The 22,683-nt window shown below is 66.1% G+C and carries 19 protein-coding genes and 1 tRNA gene; 18 read left to right on the plus strand and 2 right to left on the minus strand.

Annotated features, from left to right (window positions below):
• Positions 1–144: 144 nt before the first annotated feature.
• The 5 genes from ABDB87_RS02955 to ABDB87_RS02975 all read left to right on the plus strand — a co-directional run bounded on the left by ABDB87_RS02955 (position 145) and on the right by ABDB87_RS02975 (position 6,195).
• Positions 145–1,128 (plus strand): TRAP transporter substrate-binding protein, encoded by a 984-nt coding sequence (locus tag ABDB87_RS02955; RefSeq protein WP_345923965.1) that lies wholly within the window; start codon positions 145–147, stop codon positions 1,126–1,128.
• A gap of 59 nt (positions 1,129–1,187) precedes the next feature.
• Positions 1,188–1,706, plus strand: coding sequence for a TRAP transporter small permease (locus ABDB87_RS02960; protein WP_345923967.1), 519 nt, complete (start codon positions 1,188–1,190; stop codon positions 1,704–1,706).
• 9 nt (positions 1,707–1,715) lie between these two features.
• Positions 1,716–3,014 (plus strand): TRAP transporter large permease, encoded by a 1,299-nt coding sequence (locus tag ABDB87_RS02965; RefSeq protein WP_345923968.1) that lies wholly within the window; start codon positions 1,716–1,718, stop codon positions 3,012–3,014.
• 163 nt (positions 3,015–3,177) lie between these two features.
• Positions 3,178–5,400, plus strand: coding sequence for a patatin-like phospholipase family protein (locus ABDB87_RS02970; protein ID WP_345923969.1), 2,223 nt, complete (start codon positions 3,178–3,180; stop codon positions 5,398–5,400).
• 33 nt (positions 5,401–5,433) lie between these two features.
• On the plus strand, positions 5,434–6,195 hold the full coding sequence (locus tag ABDB87_RS02975; protein WP_345923970.1) for a sulfite exporter TauE/SafE family protein: 762 nt from the start codon (positions 5,434–5,436) through the stop codon (positions 6,193–6,195).
• 66 nt (positions 6,196–6,261) lie between these two features.
• Here the strand turns inward: ABDB87_RS02975 and ABDB87_RS02980 are convergent.
• Positions 6,262–6,338 (minus strand) — tRNA-Met (locus tag ABDB87_RS02980).
• Positions 6,339–6,534: 196 nt separating this feature from the next.
• On the opposite strand from ABDB87_RS02980, the gene ABDB87_RS02985 reads away from it, so the two are divergent.
• The 11 genes from ABDB87_RS02985 (at position 6,535) to ABDB87_RS03035 (ending at position 17,962) form a co-directional block, all read left to right on the plus strand.
• Positions 6,535–6,885, plus strand: a complete 351-nt coding sequence (locus tag ABDB87_RS02985) for a hypothetical protein (protein ID WP_345923971.1) — start codon at positions 6,535–6,537, stop codon at positions 6,883–6,885.
• A gap of 29 nt (positions 6,886–6,914) precedes the next feature.
• On the plus strand, positions 6,915–8,249 hold the full coding sequence (miaB, locus tag ABDB87_RS02990) for a tRNA (N6-isopentenyl adenosine(37)-C2)-methylthiotransferase MiaB (protein ID WP_345923973.1): 1,335 nt from the start codon (positions 6,915–6,917) through the stop codon (positions 8,247–8,249).
• Positions 8,239–10,902 carry a zinc-dependent metalloprotease gene (locus tag ABDB87_RS02995; protein WP_345923974.1) on the plus strand — a complete coding sequence of 888 codons (2,664 nt, stop codon included), beginning with the start codon at positions 8,239–8,241 and terminating at the stop codon, positions 10,900–10,902. Before miaB ends, ABDB87_RS02995 begins: the two co-directional genes overlap by 11 nt.
• A 94-nt stretch (positions 10,903–10,996) precedes the next feature.
• Positions 10,997–11,797 (plus strand): amino acid ABC transporter substrate-binding protein, encoded by an 801-nt coding sequence (locus ABDB87_RS03000; RefSeq protein WP_345923976.1) that lies wholly within the window; start codon positions 10,997–10,999, stop codon positions 11,795–11,797.
• An 81-nt stretch (positions 11,798–11,878) separates the two neighbouring features.
• Positions 11,879–12,532: an amino acid ABC transporter permease gene (locus ABDB87_RS03005; protein WP_345923977.1), complete on the plus strand. Its 654-nt coding sequence runs from the start codon at positions 11,879–11,881 to the stop codon at positions 12,530–12,532.
• Between the two features lie 10 nt (positions 12,533–12,542).
• Positions 12,543–13,295, plus strand: coding sequence for an amino acid ABC transporter ATP-binding protein (locus ABDB87_RS03010; protein WP_345924678.1), 753 nt, complete (start codon positions 12,543–12,545; stop codon positions 13,293–13,295).
• A 25-nt stretch (positions 13,296–13,320) separates the two neighbouring features.
• The gene (locus ABDB87_RS03015) at positions 13,321–13,722 is read left to right on the plus strand and encodes a VOC family protein (RefSeq protein WP_345923979.1); all 402 of its coding nucleotides are present in this window, start codon (positions 13,321–13,323) and stop codon (positions 13,720–13,722) included.
• A 4-nt stretch (positions 13,723–13,726) separates the two neighbouring features.
• Positions 13,727–14,740 carry a PhoH family protein gene (locus ABDB87_RS03020; protein WP_345923981.1) on the plus strand — a complete coding sequence of 338 codons (1,014 nt, stop codon included), beginning with the start codon at positions 13,727–13,729 and terminating at the stop codon, positions 14,738–14,740.
• Between the two features lie 5 nt (positions 14,741–14,745).
• Positions 14,746–15,426 (plus strand): N-acetylmuramate alpha-1-phosphate uridylyltransferase MurU, encoded by a 681-nt coding sequence (murU, locus tag ABDB87_RS03025; protein ID WP_345924680.1) that lies wholly within the window; start codon positions 14,746–14,748, stop codon positions 15,424–15,426.
• A 47-nt stretch (positions 15,427–15,473) separates the two neighbouring features.
• Entirely contained in the window at positions 15,474–16,796 is a 1,323-nt protein-coding gene (gene pepP / locus ABDB87_RS03030; RefSeq protein ID WP_345923982.1) for a Xaa-Pro aminopeptidase, read from the plus strand.
• Between the two features lie 11 nt (positions 16,797–16,807).
• Positions 16,808–17,962, plus strand: coding sequence for an FAD-dependent monooxygenase (locus tag ABDB87_RS03035; protein WP_345923984.1), 1,155 nt, complete (start codon positions 16,808–16,810; stop codon positions 17,960–17,962).
• Positions 17,963–18,320: 358 nt separating this feature from the next.
• On the opposite strand, the gene ABDB87_RS03040 is transcribed toward ABDB87_RS03035, so the two are convergent.
• The gene (locus ABDB87_RS03040) at positions 18,321–20,384 is read right to left on the minus strand and encodes a prolyl oligopeptidase family serine peptidase (protein ID WP_345923986.1); all 2,064 of its coding nucleotides are present in this window, start codon (positions 20,382–20,384) and stop codon (positions 18,321–18,323) included.
• Between the two features lie 176 nt (positions 20,385–20,560).
• Between ABDB87_RS03040 and ABDB87_RS03045 the strand changes: the two genes are divergently transcribed.
• Both ABDB87_RS03045 and ABDB87_RS03050 read left to right on the plus strand, forming a co-directional pair.
• A complete protein-coding gene (locus ABDB87_RS03045) occupies positions 20,561–21,451 on the plus strand; it encodes a LysR family transcriptional regulator (protein WP_345923988.1) in 891 nt (296 codons plus the stop codon).
• A 169-nt stretch (positions 21,452–21,620) separates the two neighbouring features.
• Entirely contained in the window at positions 21,621–22,670 is a 1,050-nt protein-coding gene (locus tag ABDB87_RS03050; RefSeq protein ID WP_345923990.1) for an NAD(P)-dependent alcohol dehydrogenase, read from the plus strand.
• Positions 22,671–22,683: the final 13 nt, after the last annotated feature.

Here is a 22,683-nt window from a genome sequence, read left to right on the forward strand (position 1 = left end):
ACGATTCTACGTCTACAAAACACATACGAAATATATGTGTTTTGAAAACAACTTGCCGCTACATTAGATGCGTCAGGCAGCCTCTCCTGTCCTTGCGCCCCGAAATTGCGTTGCCTTCATCCCGACCTTCCGGAGGATTTTCCGATGAATACCGCCCGCAGCCTTCGCCACACCCTGAGTACCGCCATTGCCGCGCTGGGCCTTGTTGCCGGCGCCCACGCCCAGACCGCCTGGGACATGCCCACGCCCTACCCGACCAGCAACTTCCACACCGAAAACATCCAGCAGTTCGTGGCCGATATCGACAAGGCCAGCGGCGGCAAGCTCAAGATCACCGTGCATGCCAACGGCTCGCTGTTCAAGGCCAACGAGATCAAGCGTGCGGTGCAGGGCGGCCAGGCCCAGATCGGCGAGATCATCATTTCCGGCATGGCCAATGAAGATCCGATCTACGCGCTCGACAACGTACCCTTTCTCGCCACCAGCTATGCCGACGCGAAGAAGCTCTGGGTCGCGTCGAAGAGCGCGGTCGAAGCGAAGCTGGCGAAGAACGGCATCAAGCTGCTCTACTCGGTGCCCTGGCCGCCGCAGGGCCTCTACTCGAAAACCGAAGTCAGCTCGATGGATGCGCTCAAGCGCCTGAAGATCCGCTCCTACAGCCCGACCGTGGCCCGCATGATCGAGCTGATGGGTGCGCAGCCCGTCACCGTGCAGGCGGCGGACCTGACCCAGGCCCTCTCCACCGGCGTGGTGTCGGCAAACGTGACCTCGGGCGCCACCGGCTACGACACCAAGAGCTGGGAACAGCTGAAGTACTTCTACGACGTGCAGGCCTGGCTGCCGAAGAACATTGTCATCGTGTCGCAGAAAGCCTTCGACGCGCTCGACCCGGCCACGCAGAAGGCGGTGACCACGGCCGCCGCCGCCGCGGAAGCACGCGGCTGGAAGATCTCGGAAGAGAAGACGGCCTGGTATCTGGATGAGCTGAAGAAGAACGGCATGACGATCGCCCCGGCCTCTGCCGAACTCAAGGCCGGCCTCGTCAAGGTAGGCGAGAAGATGGCCGCCGAGTGGGCCGAATCCGCCGGCCCCGAAGGCAAGAAGGTGCTCGAGGCCTACAAGAAGTAAGCAACACGAAAGCGGCGGGCATGACCCGCCGCTTTTCATTGGCGTTCAAGGATTCCGACATGAGAACTCTGCTCAATGCGCTGTACCGCGCCAGCGGTGCCGCCGCCGCCCTGGGCATGATTGCGACGCTGGTGATGGTCATGACCGGCGTGGTCAGCCGTCCGCTGGGCATCTACCTGCGCGGCACCGACGATTACGCTGGCTACTGCATGGCGGCCTGCGGCTTCCTCGCACTGGCCTACACCTTCAAGCATGGCGAACACATCCGGGTGAGCCTCGTCATCGAGCGCCTTGGCCCGAAGATGCGGCGCGCGGCCGAATGGATGTCGCTCGCCGCCGGCACGCTGGTAAGTGGCGCGCTGGCCTGGTATTCGATCCAGCTGGTCTGGCAGTCGCACCAGTTCGGCGACGTTTCGCCCGGCGTTGATGCCACGCCCCTGTGGATTCCCCAGATCGGCATGGCGGCAGGTTGCCTGGTCTTCTTCATCGCGCTGCTGGATGACCTCGTCACCACCTCGCTCGGCCGCGCCCCGCACCGCTTCGCCCACGCGAACGACGAACCCGCCCACATGGAATGAGACGCTGACATGGACCTCACGATTGCTGCACTCCTGATCGGCCTGATGCTGCTGTTTCTGGCCGGTGGCCTGTGGATCGGCCTCGCCCTGATCGCGGTCGGCGTGATGGGCATGCTGGGTTTCACGCCGCGCTCGCCCGGTGACGGCATGGCCGTCACGATCTGGGGATCGGGTTCGGCCTGGACGCTCACGGCGCTGCCGCTGTTCCTGTGGATGGGCGAAATCCTTTTCCGCACCAAACTCTCGGAAGACATGTTCAAGGGGCTCGCCCCCTGGCTGGAGCGTCTGCCGGGTCGCCTGCTGCATACCAACATCATCGGCTGCACGCTGTTTGCCGCGGTCTCCGGCTCCTCGGCAGCGACCTGCGCCACCATCGGCAAGATCGCGCTGCCGGAACTCACCCGGCGTGGCTATCCGGAATCGATGGCGCTGGGCACGCTGGCCGGCGCCGGCACCCTGGGCCTGCTGATTCCGCCCTCGATCATCATGATCGTGTACGGCGTGTCGGCAGATGTTTCGATCGCCAAGCTCTTCATCGGCGGCGTGCTGCCGGGCATCCTGCTCGCCGCGCTGTTCATGGGCTGGGTGGTGATCTGGTCGCTGCTCAATCCGGAAAAGATTCCACCGGCCGACATCCGGACCAATCTGGCCGGCAAGCTCCGCGCCTCGCGCCACCTGATTCCGGTCGTGCTGCTGATTGCCGGCGTACTGGGCTCGATCTACACCGGGGTGGCCACCGCGACCGAAGCCGCCGGCATCGGCGTGGTCGGCAGCCTGATCATCTCGGCCGCGCAGCGCACGCTCAACCGCAGCAACTTCATTGCCGCGCTGATGGGCGCAACCCGGCTCTACTGCATGATCGCGCTGATTCTCGCCGGCTCGGCCTTCCTCACGCTGGCGATGGGCTATATCGGCCTGCCGCGCCACCTTGCCGCCTGGATCGGTACGCTGGGGCTCTCGCCCGGCATGCTGCTGGTCGTGCTGGGCATCTTCTATGTGGTGCTGGGCTGCTTCCTCGATGGCATCTCGATGGTGGTGCTGACCATGGCGGTGCTGCTGCCGACCATCCAGGCCGCAGGGATCGATCCGCTGTGGTTCGGCATCTTCATCGTGGTGGTGGTCGAAATGGCGCAGATCACGCCGCCGGTGGGCTTCAACCTCTTCGTGCTGCAGGGGCTCACCGGGCGCCAGATCACCACCATCGCGCGTTACGCGATGCCCTACTTCATGCTGATGGCGCTGGCAGTCGTGCTGCTCTATGCCTTCCCCGGCCTCATCACCTGGCTGCCGGGCAAGATGATCGGCTGAAAAGAGGCCGCCGGCGCGAGCGCGGCAGACAGCGAGGATTCGTCATCCGGCGCCGCATGCTGGCAGAATAGCCGCCGGCCCGGCGCCGCGGCATGCCACCGTACGCGCTGCGGGCCGGCCACTCCCGACCAAGCCGCGCCCTTCGCCCGGGGCTCCGAAACCCATGCCGATCCGCCCTCTGCGCGCGCTCCGCCGCATTGCCCTGCCCGCCCTCCTCTGCCTGTGCGGCGTTGCCGCCAGCGCCGCTTCAGCCGGCACACCGCCGCCGCGGATCGGGCTGGTTCTCGGTGGCGGCGGCGCACGCGGGCTGGCACACCTGGGCGTCCTGGAAGAGCTGGAGAAGCTGCACATCCCGATCAGCTGCATCGCCGGCACCAGCGCCGGTGCCCTGGTCGGCGGCATCTATGCCACCGGGCAGCCGCTCGATGGCGTGATCGACCGGATTGCCAATGCCGACTGGCAACGCCTGCTCAGCGGCACGGCGGACCGCCGGAATCTGCCCTTCGCGGCGAAAAACGGCGACGACCGCAATCTCTCCGCCATCACGCTGGGGCTCGATGGCAGCGGCGTGCACGTGCCGCGGCGGATTCTCGGCTCGCAGAATGTCGACCGTTTCCTGCGCGAGCTGACACGTGACAGCATGCCGGGCAGCTTCGACCGGCTCCCCATCCCCTTCCGCGCGGTCGCGACTGACCTCATCAGTGGCGACATTCATGTCTTCGACCGGGGCGACCTGGCCACCGCGCTGCGCGCCAGCATGGCCGTGCCGGGCGTCTTCGATCTGGTGGAACTCGAGGGTCACTACTACATCGATGGCATGTTCGTGCGCAACCTGCCGGTCGAAGAGATCAAGGGCCGCTGCGCCGACATCGTGATCGCCGTCGACGTCGGCTCGCCCACGCTGGAAGCCGGTCAGATCCATTCGCTGATCGATGTGCTGGCGCAGTCGATGCACATCGCCATGGGACGCAACGTGATCGAGCAGCGCAAGCTGCTCGGCGCGCAGGACATCCTGATTCAGCCGGACCTCGACGGCTACACGCCGGCCAGCTTTGCCGAGGCGCCCGCCATCATCGCGCGCGGCCGCAAGCTCGCTCCGGCCACACTCGAGCGCCTGCGTGCGCTCTCGCTGGACACCGAAGCCTGGGAGCGCTGGCGCAGTGCGCTCACGGCGGCAGCCGGCGAGCCTGCTCCCTATGCTCGGGTCGAAATCGCGCAGACCCGCTATGTGCCGGCCGACGAAGTACGCGCCCGGATCGAAACGCCGCAAGCACCGCAGACGCAGCGCGAACTGCTCGAGCGGCTCGACACGCTGCACGCCAGTGGCGACTTCGACCGCATCAACTACTTCCTGCATGACGAAGACGGTCAGCGGGTCGCCACCATCGTGCCGCTCGAACGCAGCATCGGCCCCAACCACCTGCGCTTCGGCACCCAGATCAGCCTCGACAGCTACAGCAAATCGGAAGTCACTTTGCTCGGCAGCTACCAGATGACCTGGCTGAACCGCTGGGGCGCCCAGTGGCGCAATGATTTCCAGCTCGGCGTGGGCAGCCGGATCGCCAGCGAGTTCTATCAGCCGCTGGCGGGCACGCCCTGGTTCATTGCGCCGGGCATCACGCTCGCCCGCATCGACAAGCCGATCTACGCCTCCAATGGCCTGCATGTGGCCGACCTGCGCAGCTACAGCACCGAAAACGGCGCCGATCTCGGTTACGCCCTCGGCCGCTACGGCGAGCTGCGCACCGGCCTGTTCACCCGGCGTACCGGCAGCCGCATTGCCTCCGGTCTGGCCGCAGGCGTCTCGGAAGAGGTACATGACAGCGGGCTGCGCGCCGCGCTCGTCATCGACCAGCTCGACAATCCGCGCTTCCCGCGTCAGGGCTACCACCTGAGCACGCGCTACCGCTTCGGCGACGTGAAGAGCGACACCGCCGGCACGTCGAGCCGGCAGCACAACGCCAGCCTGAGCCTCGATCTCGCCGACACCTTCGGCGCCACGACGCTGCGCGGCACGCTGCAATCGGTGCGCACGCACGGCGCATCGGTTGTGGATGCACCGCAGCTGGGCGGCTTCCTGCAACTCTCCGGTCTGCAGACGGGCGAACTGTTCGGCGAGGGCAGCCTCTTCGGTCGCCTCATGGTCTACAACCGGATCCGTCCGCTGCTGCCTTCGCTGGGCAGCGGCACCTATCTGGGAGGATCATTCGAGCTCGGACGCGTCTACCGCCAGCTCACAACCGGCACCGACACCCCGCTGATTCCGGCTGCATCCCTCTGGATCGGCATGGACACCTTCATGGGGCCGCTCTATCTGGGCACAGGCTGGTCCAACTACCACGGCGCCAATCTGGGCGCCTACCTCTACCTGGGCTACACGCCCTGAACCGCAACCCTCCGGCTTCCGCAACACCGCCTCATGCTGACCACCACCCTGTTCCTCTGTCTCTTCGCCTTCTGCGCCGGTCTCATCGATGCGGCGGTCGGCGGTGGCGGCCTGATCCAGGTCCCCGCGATGTTCAACTTCCTGCCCGGTGTCGAGCCTTCGACCCTGCTCGGCAGCAACAAGCTCACCTCCGCCTGTGGCACCACCATGGCCGCACGCTCCTGGGTGAAGCGGGTCAGCATTCCCTGGGGCCTGGTCCTGCCGGCGGCGGGCACCGCCTTCGTGATGTCCTTCTGCGGTGCGATGGCGGTGTCTGCCGTGCCAGCTTCGCTGATGCGCCCTCTGGTGCTGGTGCTGATCATCGCGATGGCGATCTACACCTTCCTCAAGAAGGATTTCGGCGCGGTGCGAAAACCGCTGGTGATCGGCCGGCGCGAGCGCCTGATGGCGCTGCTCATCGGTGGCGCCATCGGCTTCTATGACGGCCTCTTCGGCCCCGGCACCGGCAGTTTCCTGATCTTTCTCTTCATCCGCTGCCATGCGCTGGACTTCCTGCAGGCCTCGGCCAGCGCCAAGATCGTGAACCTCGCCACCAATGTGGCGGCGCTGGTGTTTTTCGTGCCGGCCGGCAAGGTGATCTACAGCCTGGCGCTGCCGATGGCGGTATTCAACATGGCCGGCGCGCTCGTGGGCTCCCGGCTGGCCATCCGCCAGGGTGCAGCCTTCGTGCGTGTGCTGTTCCTCTTCCTGCTGATCGCCCTGATCGTCAAACTCGCCTGGGACATGGTCGCCTGAGGCCGACCCGCGACGGAACAAACAAAAAGGCCACTTCCGGGGAAGTGGCCTTTTCGCTGAAACCGTTGGTGGTGATGGGCGGAGTCGAACCGCCGACCTATGGGTTATGAATCCATCGCTCTAACCATCTGAGCTACATCACCGCCGAAGAGCGCGAGATTATAGCGAGGCATTTCCGGATTGGCAACGCATCAATTGAGCCACTGCACCGGGGAAATGTCTCGATTTCTTTCAAACCCTCGCAGGATCATGGACTTGGCGGTTTCTCGATTGACTTTGCTGAGGCGATGGCCGACCATTCAGGCCTCCTTTTGCCCCTGTTTACACTGCCAATACACCATGAAAGCTCTCCTGCGGCTGGTGATGTGCCTCGGTTTCTTCCTGGTCCTGCCTGCGCAGGCGCAACTCCGCAGCATTCCGGAGAACGCGCTGCGGGCCGACATGGAGCTCGTGTCGTCCCGCGTGGTGAAGCTCGATGGTGACAGCTACGCGCTGTCTGTCGGCGCCCAGATCTACAACACCAACAACATGCTGGTGCTCACGCAGGCGCTCGACTCCGGCCTGCGTTATGCGGTGCGTGTGCAGATCAGCGAGCAGAGGGAAGTCACGAAGGTCTGGATGCTGACCGAAGCCGAAGCCGCTGCCAAGGCACCGCTTCTCAACCCCAAGAAATGGTTCTGGCCGTTCTGAACCCTGCCCCACTCCTGTAAAGCTGTCAGATGAAAAAGCTGTACATCCGCACCTTCGGGTGCCAGATGAACGAGTACGACTCGGACAAGATGGCCGACGTGCTCGCCGCCGGTGAAGAACTGGTCAAGACCGACAATCCCGAAGAAGCCGACGTGATCCTCTTCAACACCTGCTCGGTGCGCGAAAAGGCGCAGGAGAAGGTGTTCCACGACCTCGGCCGGGTGAAGCACCTGAAACAATCCAACCCGAAGCTGATCATCGGTGTCGGCGGCTGCGTGGCGTCGCAGGAAGGCGAAGCCATCATCGCCCGCGCGCCCTATGTGGATGTGGTCTTCGGCCCGCAGACCCTGCACCGCCTGCCCGAGCTGATCGAAGCGCGGCGCGAGAGCGGCAAGTCGCAGGTGGACATCAGCTTCCCCGAAAACGAGAAGTTCGATGCGCTGCCGCCCGCCCGCGTGGAAGGCGCGACCGCCTTCGTGTCGATCATGGAAGGCTGCTCGAAGTTCTGCACCTACTGCATCGTGCCCTATACCCGTGGCGACGAGATCTATCGTCCGCTGGGCGATCTGCTGGCTGAAATCGCAGGCCTCGCCGAACAGGGCGTGAAGGAAGTCACCCTGCTCGGGCAGAACGTGAATGCCTGGCGCGCGCCGGTCGAACCGGGCTCGGACGAGATGGCCGACTTCGCCTTCCTGCTCGAATGCGTGCATGAGATCCCCGGCATCGAGCGCATCCGCTACACCACCTCGCATCCGCGCGAGATGACGCCACGCGTGTTCGAGGCCTACGCGAAGCTGCCCAAGCTCGTCTCGCACCTGCACCTGCCTGTGCAGTCGGGCTCGGACCGCGTACTCGCCGCCATGAAGCGCGGCTATACGATCCTCGAATACAAGTCGGTGGTCAGGAAGCTGCGCGCCGCCCGACCGGACCTCTCGCTGTCGACCGATTTCATCGTCGGCTTCCCCGGCGAGACCGAGGCAGACTTTGAAGCCACCATGAAGCTGATCGACGAGATCGGTTTCGATGCGTCCTTCAGCTTCATCTTCAGCCCGCGCCCCGGTACGCCCGCGGCCGACATGGCGGACACCACGCCGCAGAGCGTGAAGCTCGCCCAGCTCTCGCGCCTGCAGAAGCGCATCGAGGAGCTCGCGGCGGCGGTAAGCGAAAGCATGGTCGGCAGCGTGCAGCGCGTGCTCGTCGAAGGGCGCTCGAAGAAAGATCCGGGCGAACTCGCCGGCCGCACCGACAACAACCGCGTCGTCAATTTCAAGGGAAACCCGCGCCAGATCGGACATTTCATCAATGTGAAGATCACCGCGGCCTTGCCGCACTCCCTGCGCGGCGAGGTCGAAATTGCGGAATGAACGCTCCGGTCTGCACCTGCTGACCACGGGCGTGGTCCTGAGCCTGGTGCTCAGCGCCTGTGCCCACGCGCCGGGCAAGGCACCCAGCTCGCCTCGCGCCCTCAGCGCCGCACCGTCGGCGGCCGCCTCAGCTCCCGCCGCCACTGCCGCGCGCGGCGCGAGTGCCTCGGCCAGCAGTCAGGCCAGCAACCTCCGCCCGTATGCCGAGGTCATCAAGGACTTCAAGCGCGTTCCCGGCTATCTGAACGTGTATCAGAAAGACGAGCGCTGGCTGCTGGAGCTCCATGAAGAAGACTTCAAGCGCGATTTCTTCTTCACTGCCCAGCGCAGCCAGGGCATCGGCGAAAAATGGTTCCTGAGCGGGCTGATGCTGGACGCCGGCGTCGGCTACTTCCAGCGCCTGTCGGACCGCGTCCAGTGGATCGAACGCAATACCCGCCACAAGGCCCCGGGCAACGAGGCCATGAGCTCGGCCGTGGCCAGCGCGTTCTCCGACAGCCTGCGCGGCAGCGCCCCCATCCTGAGTCAGCCCGAACCACAGAGCCGTGCCATCCTGGTCGATCTGAACGCGCTGCTGCTGACCGACTTCTCGGCCACGGCCAGCGCGCTGCAGTCCATGTACCGCCAGCCCTACCAGTTCGACCGCGGCAACAGCCTGATCCAGAATGTGAGCGCCACAGCGGAAGCGACCCGTTTCGAGTTGCGCCAGCACTATGCGGCAGCCGCGCTGGCGTCCGGTGTACCGGGCCAGCCAGTCCAGCCCTCGCAGCCGGAAACCCTGGTCGATGCGCGCAGCATGTTCATGGGGATCTCGCTGCGTTTCGCGAAGCTGCCGGAAGCCATGCCGGGCCGGCCTGCAGACCACCGAGTCGGCTATTTCACCACCGAGCATTACGACTTCAGCCGGGAAACCGCCACATCTCCGCGCAGCTTCGTGATCAACCACTGGCGCCTGGAAAAGAAGGATCCGGCGGCCAGCGTGTCGGAGCCGGTCAGAGCCATCGTCTATGAGCTCGACCGCAGCATCCCGGCCCGTTACCGCGAAACCGTGCGCCAGGGCATCCTGGCCTGGAACAGGGCCTTTGAAGGCGCAGGCTTCAAGGACGCGATCCGGGTGCAGGACGCGCCCGAAGACGGCAAGCCGCGCAGCGGCCCGATGCCGCAGGCCACCGTCGGCTGGGTGCTGGGCACCGACGCCAACGCCTCGGTCGGCTACTCCTATACCGACCCGCGCAGCGGCGAAATCCTCGCCGCCCGCATCGTGCTGAGCGATCAGCATCAGCGCAATGCGCGCCGCAGCGTGGCCTTCCAGGACGCGCAGCATGCCGAAGAAGACGAGGATTGCGATTTCGCCGCCAGAAGCTTTGCTCAGCTGCATCAAGCGCTGCTGAGCGCCGAAGCACAAGGCGCGCTCACGCCGGACGGCCCCGAAGCCGAGGCCCTGGCGCAGGACATGATGCGCTGGGTCGTGATGCACGAGGTCGGCCACACGCTGGGGCTGCGTCACAACTTCCGCGCCTCGACCGCCTACACGCTCGCCCAGCTGCGTGATCCGGCCTTCGTCGAGCAGCACGGGCTGAGCAGCTCGGTGATGGACTACCTCCCGCTCAACCGCTGGCCCGGCAAGCCGGCCCGGCGCCCGGCCATGACGCAGAAGATGCTCGGAGCCTATGACCTGTGGGCCATCGCCTACGGCTACACGCCCTTCCCGGCGGAGTCCGAGCGGCTCAGCCTGAAGCAGATTGCCGAGCGCGCGTTCGACAACCCGCTGCTGGCCTATGGCGAAGACTCCGACGCGGGCAGCGGCTGGCAGGGCTCCGGCGTCGACCCGGCGGTTGCCCGTCAGGATCTCGGCCAGGATCCGGTCGCCTGGTTGCGCCACACCCTGGATCTCTCGCGGGAGCTCTGGCAGGGCCTTGCACGGCGTCCGGCCAGCGAGCGCGATCAGGAAGACAGCGAGACGCGCATCGCCGTTGCCGAAAGCTTCCGGCTCATCGGTGATGCGGCGAACGCGGCGGCCCGCAATATCGGTGGCATCCGTGTCAACCGGGCGACCTCGGCGACCCGGCGCGACGTGTTCGTCCCGGTGCCGGCCGCCACCCAGCGCGCCACCCTGGCCGCGCTCAGCGAAGGCCTCTTCCAGCCGGACAGCTTCAGGCTGGACCCTGCGCTGCTGCGCCGACTGGCGCCGTCGCCCTTCGACCGTACCTCGCTTGCGCCGCAGCCCTCGATCCTCAACAACGGCCTCGCGGTGCAGAGCAATCTGCTGGACCTGCTTTTCTCGAATCGCCTGAGCCAGCGTCTGCTCGACTCCGAAACACTGGGCGGCGAGGCTTACCGCCTGACCGAACTGCACCGCAGCCTGCGCCGTGACATCTGGGCGGAGCTCGATACCGGCCGCGACATTCCGCTGCCGCGCCGCATGCTGCAGCGCGCCTGGCTTACCCGGCTGAGCGGCCAGATCCTGGCCGGGAAAGACACTCCGGCAGATGCCCGCTCGGTGTTCCGCGCCGAAGCGCGCAGCCTGCAGGCATCGTTGCGCCGCGCCGTGAGTCAGGGTAGCCGCAGCCCGGAGGCGCGCGCCCATCTGCAGGACGCGCTCGACACCCTGAATGAAACCCTGAACGCCCCCCTGTTGCGTCAAACGCCCTGATCGCAGCGCTTGCCCCGCTCGGCAGCGGGGGCGACAATTCCGCCTTTGCCGCTCCGGCGGCCCGCCGCTTCCCGTTCTGCCTGAAGACCTCGCCATGAAAAAACTCACCACGCTCCTCGCCGCCTCGCTCACCGCAGGCCTGATCCTCTCCGCCTGCGGCAAGAAGGAAGAAGCGCCGGCCCCTGCAGCCGCCTCCGCACCGGCGGCCGCCACGAAGATCGTCGTCGGTCTGGACGATCACTTCCCGCCGATGGGCTTCCGCGACGACAAGAACGAACTCGTCGGCTTCGACATCGACATGGCCCGCGAAGCGGCCAAGCGCCTGGGCATGGAAGTCGAATTCAAGCCCATCGACTGGAGCGCCAAGGAAGCCGAGCTCAACGGCCGCCGCATCGACGTGCTGTGGAACGGCCTCACGATCACCGAAGAGCGCCGCGCCAACATCGGTTTCACCGCGCCCTACCTCGAGAACCATCAGATCGTGATCGTGGCGGCCAGCTCGCCGATCAAGACCAAGGCCGAACTGGCCGGCAAGATCGTCGGCGTGCAGGAAGGCTCCTCCGCCGTGGATGCCGTGAAGAAGGATCCGGCTGGCAATGCGCTGAAGGAACTCAAGCAGTTCGGCGACAACGTGACCGCGCTGATGGATCTCTCCGCTGGCCGTCTGGATGCCATCGTGGTCGACGAAGTGGTGGGCCGCTACTACGCTGCCAAGAAGCCGGGTGACTATGTCGTGCTGGAAGAGAACTTCGGCACCGAAGACTATGGCGTGGGCGTGCGCAAGGATGACACCGAGCTGCTCGCCAAGATCGACAAGGCGATGGCCGACATGAAGGCTGACGGCGCTGCCGCGAAGATCTCCACCCAGTGGTTCGGCACCAATATCGTCAAGTAATCCCCGGCGGCGCCTCCACGGCGCCGTGCAGGACTCCGACCAGCCGGCCCGCGGGCCGGCTGTGTCTTGAAGGCTTCAAGCATGGATTACCTCCTCCGCATTCTTCCCCAGCTCATCGAGGGCACCGGTGTCACGATCCAGGTCTTCCTGATCACCATCGTGCTCGCCATTCCGCTGGGCCTTGCCCTCGCCCTGGGGCGCATCTCGCGCTGGCCGCTGCTGTCGACCACCGTCAATGGCTACATCTGGCTCATGCGCGGCACGCCGCTGATGCTGCAGATGCTCTTCATCTACTTCGCCCTGCCCTTCGTGCCGGGCATCGGCATCCGCCTGCCGGATTTCCCCGCCGCGATCCTGGCCTTCGTGCTGAATTACGCGGCCTACTTCGCCGAGATTTTCCGCGCCGGCATCCAGTCGATCGACCGCGGCCAGTACGAAGGCGCCAAGGTGCTGGGCATGAGTTATGCCCAGACCATGCGCCGCATCGTGCTGCCGCAGATGATCCGCCGCATCCTGCCGCCGGTGTCCAACGAAACGATCACGCTGGTAAAAGACACCTCGCTGATCTATGTGCTCGCCATGAACGATCTCCTGCGCGCGGCGCGCGGCATCGTACAGCGCGACTTCACCACCTCGCCCTTCGTCGTCGCGGCCTGCTTCTACCTCGCGATGACGCTGATCCTCACCTGGGGCTTCCAGTACCTCGAAAAGCGCTATGCCGTCTGTGATGAATGAAACCGCTCCGATGATCCGCGCCAGCCAGATCCACAAGCGCTTCGGTCACAACGAAGTGCTCAAGGGTGTGTCGCTGGAGATGGCCAAGGGCGAAGTGATTGCCATGATCGGCCCGTCCGGCTCCGGCAAGAGCACCTTCCTGCGCTGCCTGAATCACCTCGAAACGATTGATGCCGGCCGGATCGAAATCGAGGGTGAGCTGCTCGCCGACACCGACGCCGCCGGCCACTGCCGCTATGCGCCCGAAGCCGAGGTGCGCCGCATCTGCCGCAAGACCGGCATGGTGTTCCAGCACTTCAACCTCTTCCCGCACATGACCGTGCTGCAGAACATCATCGAGGCGCCGATCACCGTGAAGGGCATGACGCGTGACGTGATCATCCCGCGCGCCGAAGCGCTGCTTGCCAAGGTGGGCCTCTCTGCCAAGCGCGACGCCTACCCGGGCCGGCTCTCCGGCGGCCAGAAGCAGCGCGTGGCGATTGCCCGTGCGCTGGCGATGGAGCCGGACATCATGCTCTTCGACGAGCCCACCTCGGCGCTGGACCCGGAACTCACCGGCGAAGTGCTGCGTACCATGCGCGAGCTGGCCGACGAGCACATGACCATGCTGGTCGTCACGCATGAAATGGGCTTTGCGCGCGAAGTCGCGAGCCGGGTGATCTTCATGGATCAGGGCCTGATCGTGGAGGCACGCCCCTCGGCCGAGTTCTTCGCCAGCCCCGAGCATCCCCGTGCGCGGGCATTTCTCGATAACATGCTGTAGCCCTTTTACCGATCCGGCCCGCGCGATGATCGACCACACAGGAATCAATGTCAGCGACTTCGCCGTCAGCAAGGCTTTCTACGAGAAAGTGCTGGCGACGCTGGGCTACACGCTCAGGCTGGATCTCGGTGATGCGGCCGGTTTCGGCGACGGCGCCGGCACCGACCCGGGCGGAGATTTCTGGATCTCGGCCGGCACGCCCTTCACGCCGCGCAGCCACATCGCCTTTCATGCCGTCAGCACCGCGGCCGTGCAGGCTTTTCATGCGGCAGCGCTCGCCGCCGGTGGCCGCGACAACGGCGCTCCCGGTCCGCGTCCGCAGTATCACGCCGGCTATTACGCCGCCTTCGTCCGCGATCCGGACGGTTACAACATCGAAGCCGTGTTTCACGACAGGCCGGGCACCCAGCCGGCCCAGGCAAGCTGACCCCATGCCCCGCACTCCCTCATCCGAAGCGCCGCGCCCCGTCGCCCCCGCCCGCCCCCGCCGTCTCGAACTCCAGCTCTCGCCGCCAGACAATCGCCGGCTGGCCAACCTCTGCGGCGCGCTGGACGACAATCTGCGCCAGATCGAAACCGCCTATGACGTTGCCATCGCCCGGCGCGGCGAGACGCTCACGCTGCACGGTGAGCTGGCCAAGATCCATGCGGCGCGCAACGCCTTGCAGGCTTTCTATCGCCGTGCTGATCAGCCGCTCACAGTCGAAGACCTGCAGCTGGGCCTGATCGAGCTCGCCAAGCAGGACGCCACCAGCCCGGCCGCGCCCACGCTGCTGACGCGGCGCACCGAACTGCATGGCCGCACGCCGCGCCAGAACGAATACCTGCGCGCAATCCAGAGTCATGACATCACCTTCGGCCTCGGCCCGGCCGGCACCGGCAAGACCTATCTCGCGGTGGCCTGCGCGGTGGATGCCTTCGAGCGCGAGCAGGTGCAGCGCATCATCCTCACACGCCCCGCGGTCGAAGCCGGCGAGCGCCTCGGATTCCTGCCCGGCGACCTCACCCAGAAGGTCGATCCCTATCTGCGCCCGCTCTATGACGCGCTCTATGATCTGATGGGATTCGACCGCGTCGCCAAGATGTTCGAACGCCAGTGCATCGAGATCGCACCGCTGGCCTTCATGCGCGGCCGCACCCTGTCGAATGCCTTCATCATTCTCGATGAAGCGCAGAACACCACGCCCGAGCAGATGAAGATGTTCCTGACCCGCATCGGCATCGGCTCGCGTGCGGTGGTCACCGGCGACCTGACCCAGATCGACCTGCCGCGCGGTCACAAGAGCGGCCTGCTCGACGCGGTGAAGACGCTGTCCGACGTGCGCGGCATCGCCTACACCCAGTTCGCCAAGGAAGACGTGGTCCGCCACCCGCTTGTCGCCCGCATCGTCGACGCCTACGAGCGGGCCGCGGCCAGCAGCTCCCGTCCGGAGGAAGCCCGATGAAAGCGATGATTCTTGCAGCCGGTCGCGGCGAGCGCATGCGCCCGCTCACCGATCACTGCCCCAAGCCCATGCTCTTTGCCGGCGGCAAGCCACTGATCGTGTGGCATATCGAGCGCCTGGTCCGCGCGGGTCTGCGCGAGATCGTGATCAACCATGCCCACCTCGGCCACATGCTCGAAGAGCGCCTGGGTGACGGCAGCGAGTGGGGAGCCAGCATCCGTTTCTCGCCTGAAGACGAGGCCCTCGAAACCGCCGGCGGCATCGCCACCGCGCTGCCGCTGCTGGGCGACAGCCCCTTTCTGGTCGTCAATGGCGATGTGTATTGCGAGATGGATTTCGCCACATTCTGCGCCCGCGCAATCGCACGCATCACCCAGGGCCGCATGGCTCACCTGGCGCTCGTCGACAATCCGCCGCATCACCCCGAGGGAGACTTCGTGCTGGACGCCTCCGGGCTGATCCTGCGCGATGGCGGCGCCCGCTTCACCTTCTCCGGGGTCGGTGTCTATCGACCCGAGCTCTTCGCTGGCCTGGAAGCCGGCGTCAAGGCGAAACTCGCCCCGCTGCTGTTCTCGGCCATCGACGCCGGGCGCCTCTCGGGCGAGCACTTCCAGGGCCGATGGGAAGACGTCGGCACCCCGCAGCGCCTGGCCGCGCTGGATGACGAACTGAAGACCCGGAGCTGAGTCCCGCAGACGCAGCGCCGACCCCGTATCAGACAAGAACAATCCCGATGACATTCGACCCCAGACCCTTTGCCAGCCGTCGCAAGCGGCTCGCCGAACAGCTCCGCAAGGCCGGCGGCGGCGTGGCCATCATCCCGACCTCGCCCGAACGCCTTCGCAACCGCGACAGCGAATACCTCTACCGTCACGACAGCTACTTCTACTACCTCAGCGGATTCACCGAGCCCGAAGCCGTCCTGGTGCTGATCGCCAATGAGGACGAAGACACCCGCAGCATCCTGTTCTGCCGCGAGAAGAATGAAGAGCGCGAAATCTGGGAAGGCTTCCGCTGGGGGCCTGAGGGCGCAGCCGAACAGTTCGGCCTTGACGAAGCCTTCACCATCGACACGCTGGCCGAACAGCTCTCCGTGCTGCTCGGCAACCAGCCCGCCCTCTGGTACTCGCTGGGACACGACGCCTCGCATGACAGCCAGGTCATGGCAGCGCTCAACGCCGTGCGCTCGGGCGCGCGCAACGGCGTCAGCGCGCCGGCCGACATCCGCGACGTCCGGGTTCTGCTCGACGAGATGCGCCTCTTCAAGGACGCCAGCGAAATCGCGCTGATGCGCCGGGCCGCCGAGATTTCAGCGGCCGGCCACCTGCGCGCGATGCGCGCGCTGCGGCCGGGCATGTACGAATACGAGATCGAGGCCGAACTGCTCCATGAATTCCGCCGCCAGGGCGCGGAAGCCCCGGCCTACAGCGCCATCGTCGCAGGCGGCGCGAATGCCTGCGTGCTGCACTACAGCGCCAACAACGGCCTGCTGCGCGACGGCGACCTCCTGATGATCGATGCCGGCTGCGAATACCGCAGCTATGCCGGCGACATCTCGCGCACCTTCCCGGTCAATGGTCGTTTCGAAGGTGCCGCGCGCGACCTCTACGCGCTGGTGCTCTCGTCGCAGAAGGCTGCGATTGCCGAATGCGTGCCGGGCAAGGCCTTCAGCGATCCGCATGACGTTGTCGTGCGCATTCTCTCGCAGGGCCTCATCGATCTCGGTCTGCTCAAGGGCAGCCTGGATGAAGTGATCGAAACCAGTGCCTTCCGCCGTTTCTACATGCACCGCACCAGCCACTGGCTGGGGCTCGACGTGCACGACTGCGGCGAATACAAGACCGGCGGCGCCTGGCGCGAACTGCAGCCGGGCATGGTGCTGACCATCGAACCGGGCTGCTACATCCGCCCGGCCGACGATATTCCCGAAGCCTTCTGGAACATCGGCATCCGCATCGAGGACGACGTGCATGTCACCCCGACCCGGCCGGACGTGCTGACCAGCGCGGCGCCCAAGTGCATCAAGGATGTCGAAGCCGCGATGGCGGGTCACTGAGCAGGTACGCCATGAGCACGCAGGACACTTCCCGCATCCTCATCGCCGGCGCCGGTCCGCTGGGTCTGGCCGCAGCCCTCGCCCTGCATCGCCACGGCCATCAGGTCACCGTCTTCGATGCGCGCAGCGCCGACACGGCCGGTCGCGACACCCGCACGCTGGCCCTTTCGCACGGCAGTCGCGAGCTTCTCGAACTGCTTCATGCCTGGCCGGCAAGCCGCGCCACCCCGATCGAACACATCCTGGTAACGCAACAGGGCGGTGGCGGCCAGACCCGCATCGAAGCAGCCGAGCAGAAACTCCCCGCGCTGGGCTATGTGCTGAGCGCCAGTGATCTGGCCGCCGCACTGCGGGCGCGCGCCGAGGCAGAGGGTATTCCGGTCCGGCACGAACACCGGGTCGTCTCCGCCCGCGCCGAAGCCGGCCACATCGAGGTCGGGCTCGAATCGCCGGCCGGCGGCCTCGTGTCGCAAGGTGCGCAACTGCTGCTGCGCTGCGAGGGACGCATCCCCGATGGCGACGCAACGCGCCAGCGCGATTACGACCAGCACGCGCTGATTTGCCTGGCCACGCCGGCCAGCCCGCACGGCCACCTGGCACACGAACGCTTCACCCCGCGCGGACCGATCGCACTGCTGCCCTTCGGCGAGCGCTATGCCGTGGTATGGACCGTCCCGGCCGCCCGCGCCGAAGCCCTCATGCAGGCGCCGGACAGCGACTGGCTGACCGCGCTCAACAGCGCGCTGGGCGGACTCGCCGTGCTCACCTCGATCAGCGATCGTGCCCATCATCCGCTGGGCCTGCGCATGCGCCGCGAGATCACCTCGGATCGCTGCGTGTGGCTCGGCAATGCCGCGCAGACCCTGCATCCGGTGGCCGGCCAGGGCTTCAACCTGGCGCTGCGAGACGTCTGGGAACTGGCCGAAACCCTGATTGCCGCGACGGACCCTGGCAGCGCCGCTCTGCTGGCGCGCTACAGCCGTCGGCGCCGCCTCGACCGCGAAGGCGCGGCCGGCTTCACCGACCTGCTGGTGCGCAGCTTCTCCACCGAGCTGCCGCTCATGACGCATCTTCGCGGTGCCGGCCTCATCGCCCTCGACGCCTTCCCGCCCCTGCGGCAGTTCGTCGCCAAGCGCATGATCTACGGCGCACGGGCCTGGCCCTGAAATTCGGTGCGGGGTGCTGGGTTCGCAGCATGATGCATCCATCGCGTACCGTAGGGCGCCCTGAGCGGAGCGAAGCGCGCCGAAGAAGCCCTGAGCAAAGCGAAGCGCGCCGTAGAGAGCCCCGGCGCGCCGCCGCGTCAGCCAATGCCGGAGTTGATCGACGCACAAGCTCAACCTGGCCCGCAAATTCACTCGCGCCCGCCCCCTCATGCGGCGCGCTTCGCTGCGCTCAGGGTGCCCTACAAGAGGCGCGTCAGCTGCGTGGAACTGCGTCTTCGTTGGGCACCCTGAGCAAGACGAAGCGCGCCGCAAGCGCTTCGCTCGGCAAGGCCGGCATTCGACCGGGCGCCGCAGACCTTCAACGCGACAAGGTCTGCCACAGGAAGGTGTAGGCCAGCGCGCTGGTGTGTGCCAGTTGCCGGTTGTCTGCCGCGCCGGCGTGGCCGCCCTCGAGGTTTTCGTAGTACCAGACCTTGCTCGCGCCATCGGCTTCCATCTTCGCCATCATCTTGCGTGCATGGCCGGGGTGAACACGGTCGTCACGCGTGGACGTGGTGAACAGCGTTTCCGGATAGACCTGGCCCGGCTTCAGATTCTGGTAGGGCGAATAGCGGCGGATGTAGGCCCATTCTTCGGGCAGATCGGGGTTGCCGTACTCGGCCATCCATGAAGCGCCCGCCAGCAGTTTGTTGTAGCGCTGCATGTCGAGCAGCGGCACCTGGCAGACCACGGCACCGAAGAGATCAGGCCGCTGGGTGAGCATCACACCCATCAGCAGGCCGCCATTGCTGCCGCCCATGATGCCGAGCTTCTGCGGCCGGGTGATGCCCCGCGCGATCAGGTCTTCGGCCACCGCGATGAAATCGTCATACGCGTTCTGCCGCTTCTCCTTCAGCGCGGCCTCGTGCCAGCGCGGCCCGAATTCGCCACCGCCGCGGATATTGGCCACCACATAGACGCCACCGCGCTCCAGCCAGCCCTTGCCGGCACTCACTGAATACCAGGGCGTGAGCGACACTTCGAAACCGCCATAGCCATACAGCAGGGTGGGATGGCCAGCATCCGCGGCGAGCCCCTCACGCATGACAATGAAATACGGAACGCGCGTACCGTCTTTCGACACGGCTTCCTGCTGCTGCACGTGAAGCCCCGTGGCGTCGAACAGCGCCGGCTGCCTCGCCAGCAGCTGGCGCTCGTCCCGGCCCGCCTGCACGAGATAGAGGGCAGCGGGTGTAATGAAATCGACCGTCTGCAGCAGATAGTCGTCTGCCCGGTCGGCCTGCGTGCCGGCAAGGTCCGCAAGCTGCAGGCTGCCAAGCGCCGGTGCAGGCACGGCATGGGACGCCCACTGGCCATCCCTGAAGGAATACTCCAGCAGGCGGCCGGCCACCTTGTCGAGCAGATTCACGATCAGGTGATGACGCGTCGACACCATGCCTTCGATGGCCGAGGTCGCGGTGGGCACGAACAGGGTCTGGAAATTGCGTTGGCCGGCGCGGAACGCGTCGATGTCGATCGCCAGCAGACTGCCAGCCAGATGCCTGGGCTGGCCTTCGATGGCCCAGTCGGAGCGCAGCTGCACCAGCATCTGCCGCTCGAAGAAGCGCAGCATCGCGTCCTCAGGCAATTCGACGGCCCAGGTCTCGCCGCCCTCCTTCAGCCAGGTCCTGCTGGTGTAGAAGCTGGTCGCCCGATGCAGCACCTCGTAGTGCCCGCCGGAAAAACGCTCCACCCAGGCGGAAACCGACACATCGGTCGCCTGCCCCTCCAGCACGGTAACTGCCGCCGACAACGGCGTGCCACGCTTCCAGCGCTTGATGACACGCGGGTAGCCGGAATCGGTCAGCGAACCGGGGCCGAAATCCGTGCCGACGAAAATCTCGTCATGACCAACCCAACTCACCTCGGTCTTGGCCTCGGGCAGCCGGAAGCCGTCGGCAACAAAGGCCCGGGTCCGCAGATCGAATTCACGCACCACCACCGCATCTGCCCCGCCACGCGAGAGCATCAGCAGGCAGCGGCCGGACCCGTCCGGTGCGCAGTGCGCCCCTTTGTAGACCCAGTTCTCCTTCTCGCTGGCTGCCAGTGCGTCGAGATCCAGTACGGTTTCCCAGACGGCATCCGGCTTGCCGTAGTCTGCCGGCTTGATGCGCCGCCAGAGCCCGCGGGGATGCGCGGCATCGCGCCAGAAGTTGTAGTACAGCCCGCCCATGCGCTGGACCTGCGCGATGCGCGCCGGGTCATCCAGGGCGGCAAGAATGCCGGCCTCGAGCTTGCTGAAGGTCGGCGTGCCCTCGAACTGCGCCACGGTGCGGGCGTTGTGCTCACGCACCCAGTCCAGCGCGCGGGGGCTGTCGACCTCCTCAAGCCAGAGACGGGGATCGGCGGGTTCGACTGGCAGGGCTTGCTGGGAAATCATCATGATGGGCAGGAGCCAGAGGGCGCGGCAAAAAGCGGTGAAAGACATGAAGACGGGCGGCCTGAAGCCGGCGCAGGAGCGAAAGCCTCACTCTACCCGAGCGGCGAGTCCCCCGGCAGGCGCCGTATTCCGGCAGCCGGCGGCATCCCGGCTAGAATGCAGGCACGCGGCAGCTCGCCGTGCCCACCCGCCCCCGCATCATGAACCTGCACCTGCTCCGCATCTTTGCTGCCGTTGTCGAACAGAAAAGCTTCTCGCGCGCTGCCGAGGTGCAGGGCGTGAGTCAGCCGGCGGTGTCCAAGGCCGTACGCGAACTCGAAGACCAGCTCCAGGTGGTGCTGCTGGAGCGCGGCGGGCGCAGCTTCCGCCCCTCGGAAGCCGGGCAGATGCTCTACAAGTATGCACGCGGCATTTTCGCAATGGAGCGCGCCGCGATTGAAGCGGTGCAGGCCTATTCGGAGCTCGAACGCGGCGGCCTCACGATTGGCGCCTCAACCACCATCGCGGCCTGGTGGCTGCCCAAATACATCGCGGAGTTCTCACGCCAGCATCCGCTGATCAATATCCGCCTGCTCTCGGGCAACACGAAGCAGGTCGCGCAATGGCTGCTCGATTGCGATGTCGATGTGGCGCTGGTGGAAGGCAGCATCGAGGATGAGCGCCTGGAGATCCGCCCCTGGCGCCGTGAGCGCATGCTGCTGGTCGCGGCGGCCGGCAGCTTTCCGGCCGGTCGCAAGCCGCTGGCGGCCGAGCTTTCGAGCTGGCTCTGGCTGCTGCGCGAGCCCGGCTCAGGCAGTCGCAGCGTGGTCGAAGCGGAAATGCGCCGGCTCGGCATCCAGGCCGCACGCACGCTGGAAGCGGGCAGCAACGAAATCATCGTGCAGATGGCTGCGGCCGGCCTCGGTCTGGGACTGGTGCCTGAAGCGGCCGCTGCGGACGCCATCGCGCTGGGCCGCGTCCAGAGCATCGAGATCGCCGAAGGCGAAATCCTGCGCGACCTCTACCGGCTCCGCCTGCCGCGCAGACCGGTCAGCCAGGGCGCGCTGGCCTTTGAAGCCCTGATCGGCTGAGGCCGCTCTGAGCACTGAGCGCCGGCAGCCTGCCGGCGCCGCCGGTCTCTTCGCGGAGGATCAGGCAAGAAGTCGCCAGCATCCGGCTATCGCCTGAATCCGCTCCGCTGCAAAGATGAACGCCTCGACGGTGCCTGTGGTGCCGTGCATCCCTTCCCGAGGAGTTCTCATGAAAACAAACGCCTACGGTGCTCACGCCGGCGACCAAGCGCTCGAACCCCTGCAGATCACGCGTCGCGAACCCGGCCCGCACGACGTGCAGATCGATATCGCCTTCTGTGGCGTCTGCCACTCCGACATCCACCAGGTCCGTGCCGAGTGGGCCGGTACGTTGTTCCCCTGCGTGCCGGGACACGAGATCGTCGGCCGCGTAGCCGCCGTCGGCACGCATGTGTCGGGCTTCAGCATCGGTGACCTGGTCGGTGTCGGCTGCATCGTAGACAGCTGCCAGCACTGCGAGGATTGCGATGCGGGCCTCGAGAACTATTGCGATGGCATGGTCGGCACCTACAACGGGCCGACTGCCGATGCGCCCGGCCACACTTTGGGCGGCTACTCGCAGCAGATCGTGGTGCACGAGCGCTATGTGCTCCGCGTCCGCCATCCGGAAACCCAGCTGGCAGCGGTCGCACCGCTGCTGTGCGCCGGCATCACGACCTGGTCGCCGCTGCGCCACTGGCAGGCCGGCCCTGGCAAGAAGGTCGGCGTGGTCGGCATCGGCGGCCTGGGGCACATGGGCATCAAGCTCGCCCATGCGCTGGGTGCACATGTGGTGGCCATCACCACATCCGCATCCAAGCGCGCGGATGCGAAGGCGCTCGGCGCCGACGAAGTGGTGGTGTCCCGCAATGCGGACGAAATGGCGCAGCACGCGAAGAGCTTCGACCTGATCCTCAACACGGTCGCGGCGCCGCATGATCTCGACGCCTTTCTCGCGCTGCTCAAGCGCGACGGCACACTGACCCTGGTGGGCGCCCCGGCCTCGCCGCATCCCTCGCCGAATGTCTTCAACCTGATCACCCGACGCCGCGCCATCGCCGGCTCGATGATCGGCGGCATCCCCGAAACCCAGGAAATGCTCGATTTCTGCGCCGAACACGGCATCGTGGCCGACATCGAACTGATCCGCGCAGACGAAATCAACCAGGCCTACGAACGCATGCTGGCAAGCGACGTGAAATATCGCTTTGTCATCGACAACGCCACGCTGTCCGACTGACCCCATCCGGAGA

This window comes from Uliginosibacterium paludis, assembly GCF_039631355.1.
Lineage (GTDB): Bacteria > Pseudomonadota > Gammaproteobacteria > Burkholderiales > Rhodocyclaceae > Uliginosibacterium > Uliginosibacterium paludis.

Coding starts and splice junctions, on each gene's coding strand:
- ABDB87_RS02975 (WP_345923970.1), top strand. CDS start 5,434: ATGCTGACCACCACCCTGTTCCTCTGTCTCTTCGCCTTCTGCGCCGGT.
- ABDB87_RS03005 (WP_345923977.1), top strand. CDS start 11,879: ATGGATTACCTCCTCCGCATTCTTCCCCAGCTCATCGAGGGCACCGGT.
- ABDB87_RS02985 (WP_345923971.1), top strand. CDS start 6,535: ATGAAAGCTCTCCTGCGGCTGGTGATGTGCCTCGGTTTCTTCCTGGTC.
- ABDB87_RS03050 (WP_345923990.1), top strand. CDS start 21,621: ATGAAAACAAACGCCTACGGTGCTCACGCCGGCGACCAAGCGCTCGAA.
- ABDB87_RS03000 (WP_345923976.1), top strand. CDS start 10,997: ATGAAAAAACTCACCACGCTCCTCGCCGCCTCGCTCACCGCAGGCCTG.
- ABDB87_RS03035 (WP_345923984.1), top strand. CDS start 16,808: ATGAGCACGCAGGACACTTCCCGCATCCTCATCGCCGGCGCCGGTCCG.
- ABDB87_RS02955 (WP_345923965.1), top strand. CDS start 145: ATGAATACCGCCCGCAGCCTTCGCCACACCCTGAGTACCGCCATTGCC.
- ABDB87_RS03010 (WP_345924678.1), top strand. CDS start 12,543: ATGATCCGCGCCAGCCAGATCCACAAGCGCTTCGGTCACAACGAAGTG.
- miaB (WP_345923973.1), top strand. CDS start 6,915: ATGAAAAAGCTGTACATCCGCACCTTCGGGTGCCAGATGAACGAGTAC.
- ABDB87_RS02970 (WP_345923969.1), top strand. CDS start 3,178: ATGCCGATCCGCCCTCTGCGCGCGCTCCGCCGCATTGCCCTGCCCGCC.
- murU (WP_345924680.1), top strand. CDS start 14,746: ATGATTCTTGCAGCCGGTCGCGGCGAGCGCATGCGCCCGCTCACCGAT.
- pepP (WP_345923982.1), top strand. CDS start 15,474: ATGACATTCGACCCCAGACCCTTTGCCAGCCGTCGCAAGCGGCTCGCC.
- ABDB87_RS03020 (WP_345923981.1), top strand. CDS start 13,727: ATGCCCCGCACTCCCTCATCCGAAGCGCCGCGCCCCGTCGCCCCCGCC.
- ABDB87_RS03015 (WP_345923979.1), top strand. CDS start 13,321: ATGATCGACCACACAGGAATCAATGTCAGCGACTTCGCCGTCAGCAAG.
- ABDB87_RS02965 (WP_345923968.1), top strand. CDS start 1,716: ATGGACCTCACGATTGCTGCACTCCTGATCGGCCTGATGCTGCTGTTT.
- ABDB87_RS02960 (WP_345923967.1), top strand. CDS start 1,188: ATGAGAACTCTGCTCAATGCGCTGTACCGCGCCAGCGGTGCCGCCGCC.
- ABDB87_RS03040 (WP_345923986.1), bottom strand. CDS start 20,384: ATGATGATTTCCCAGCAAGCCCTGCCAGTCGAACCCGCCGATCCCCGT.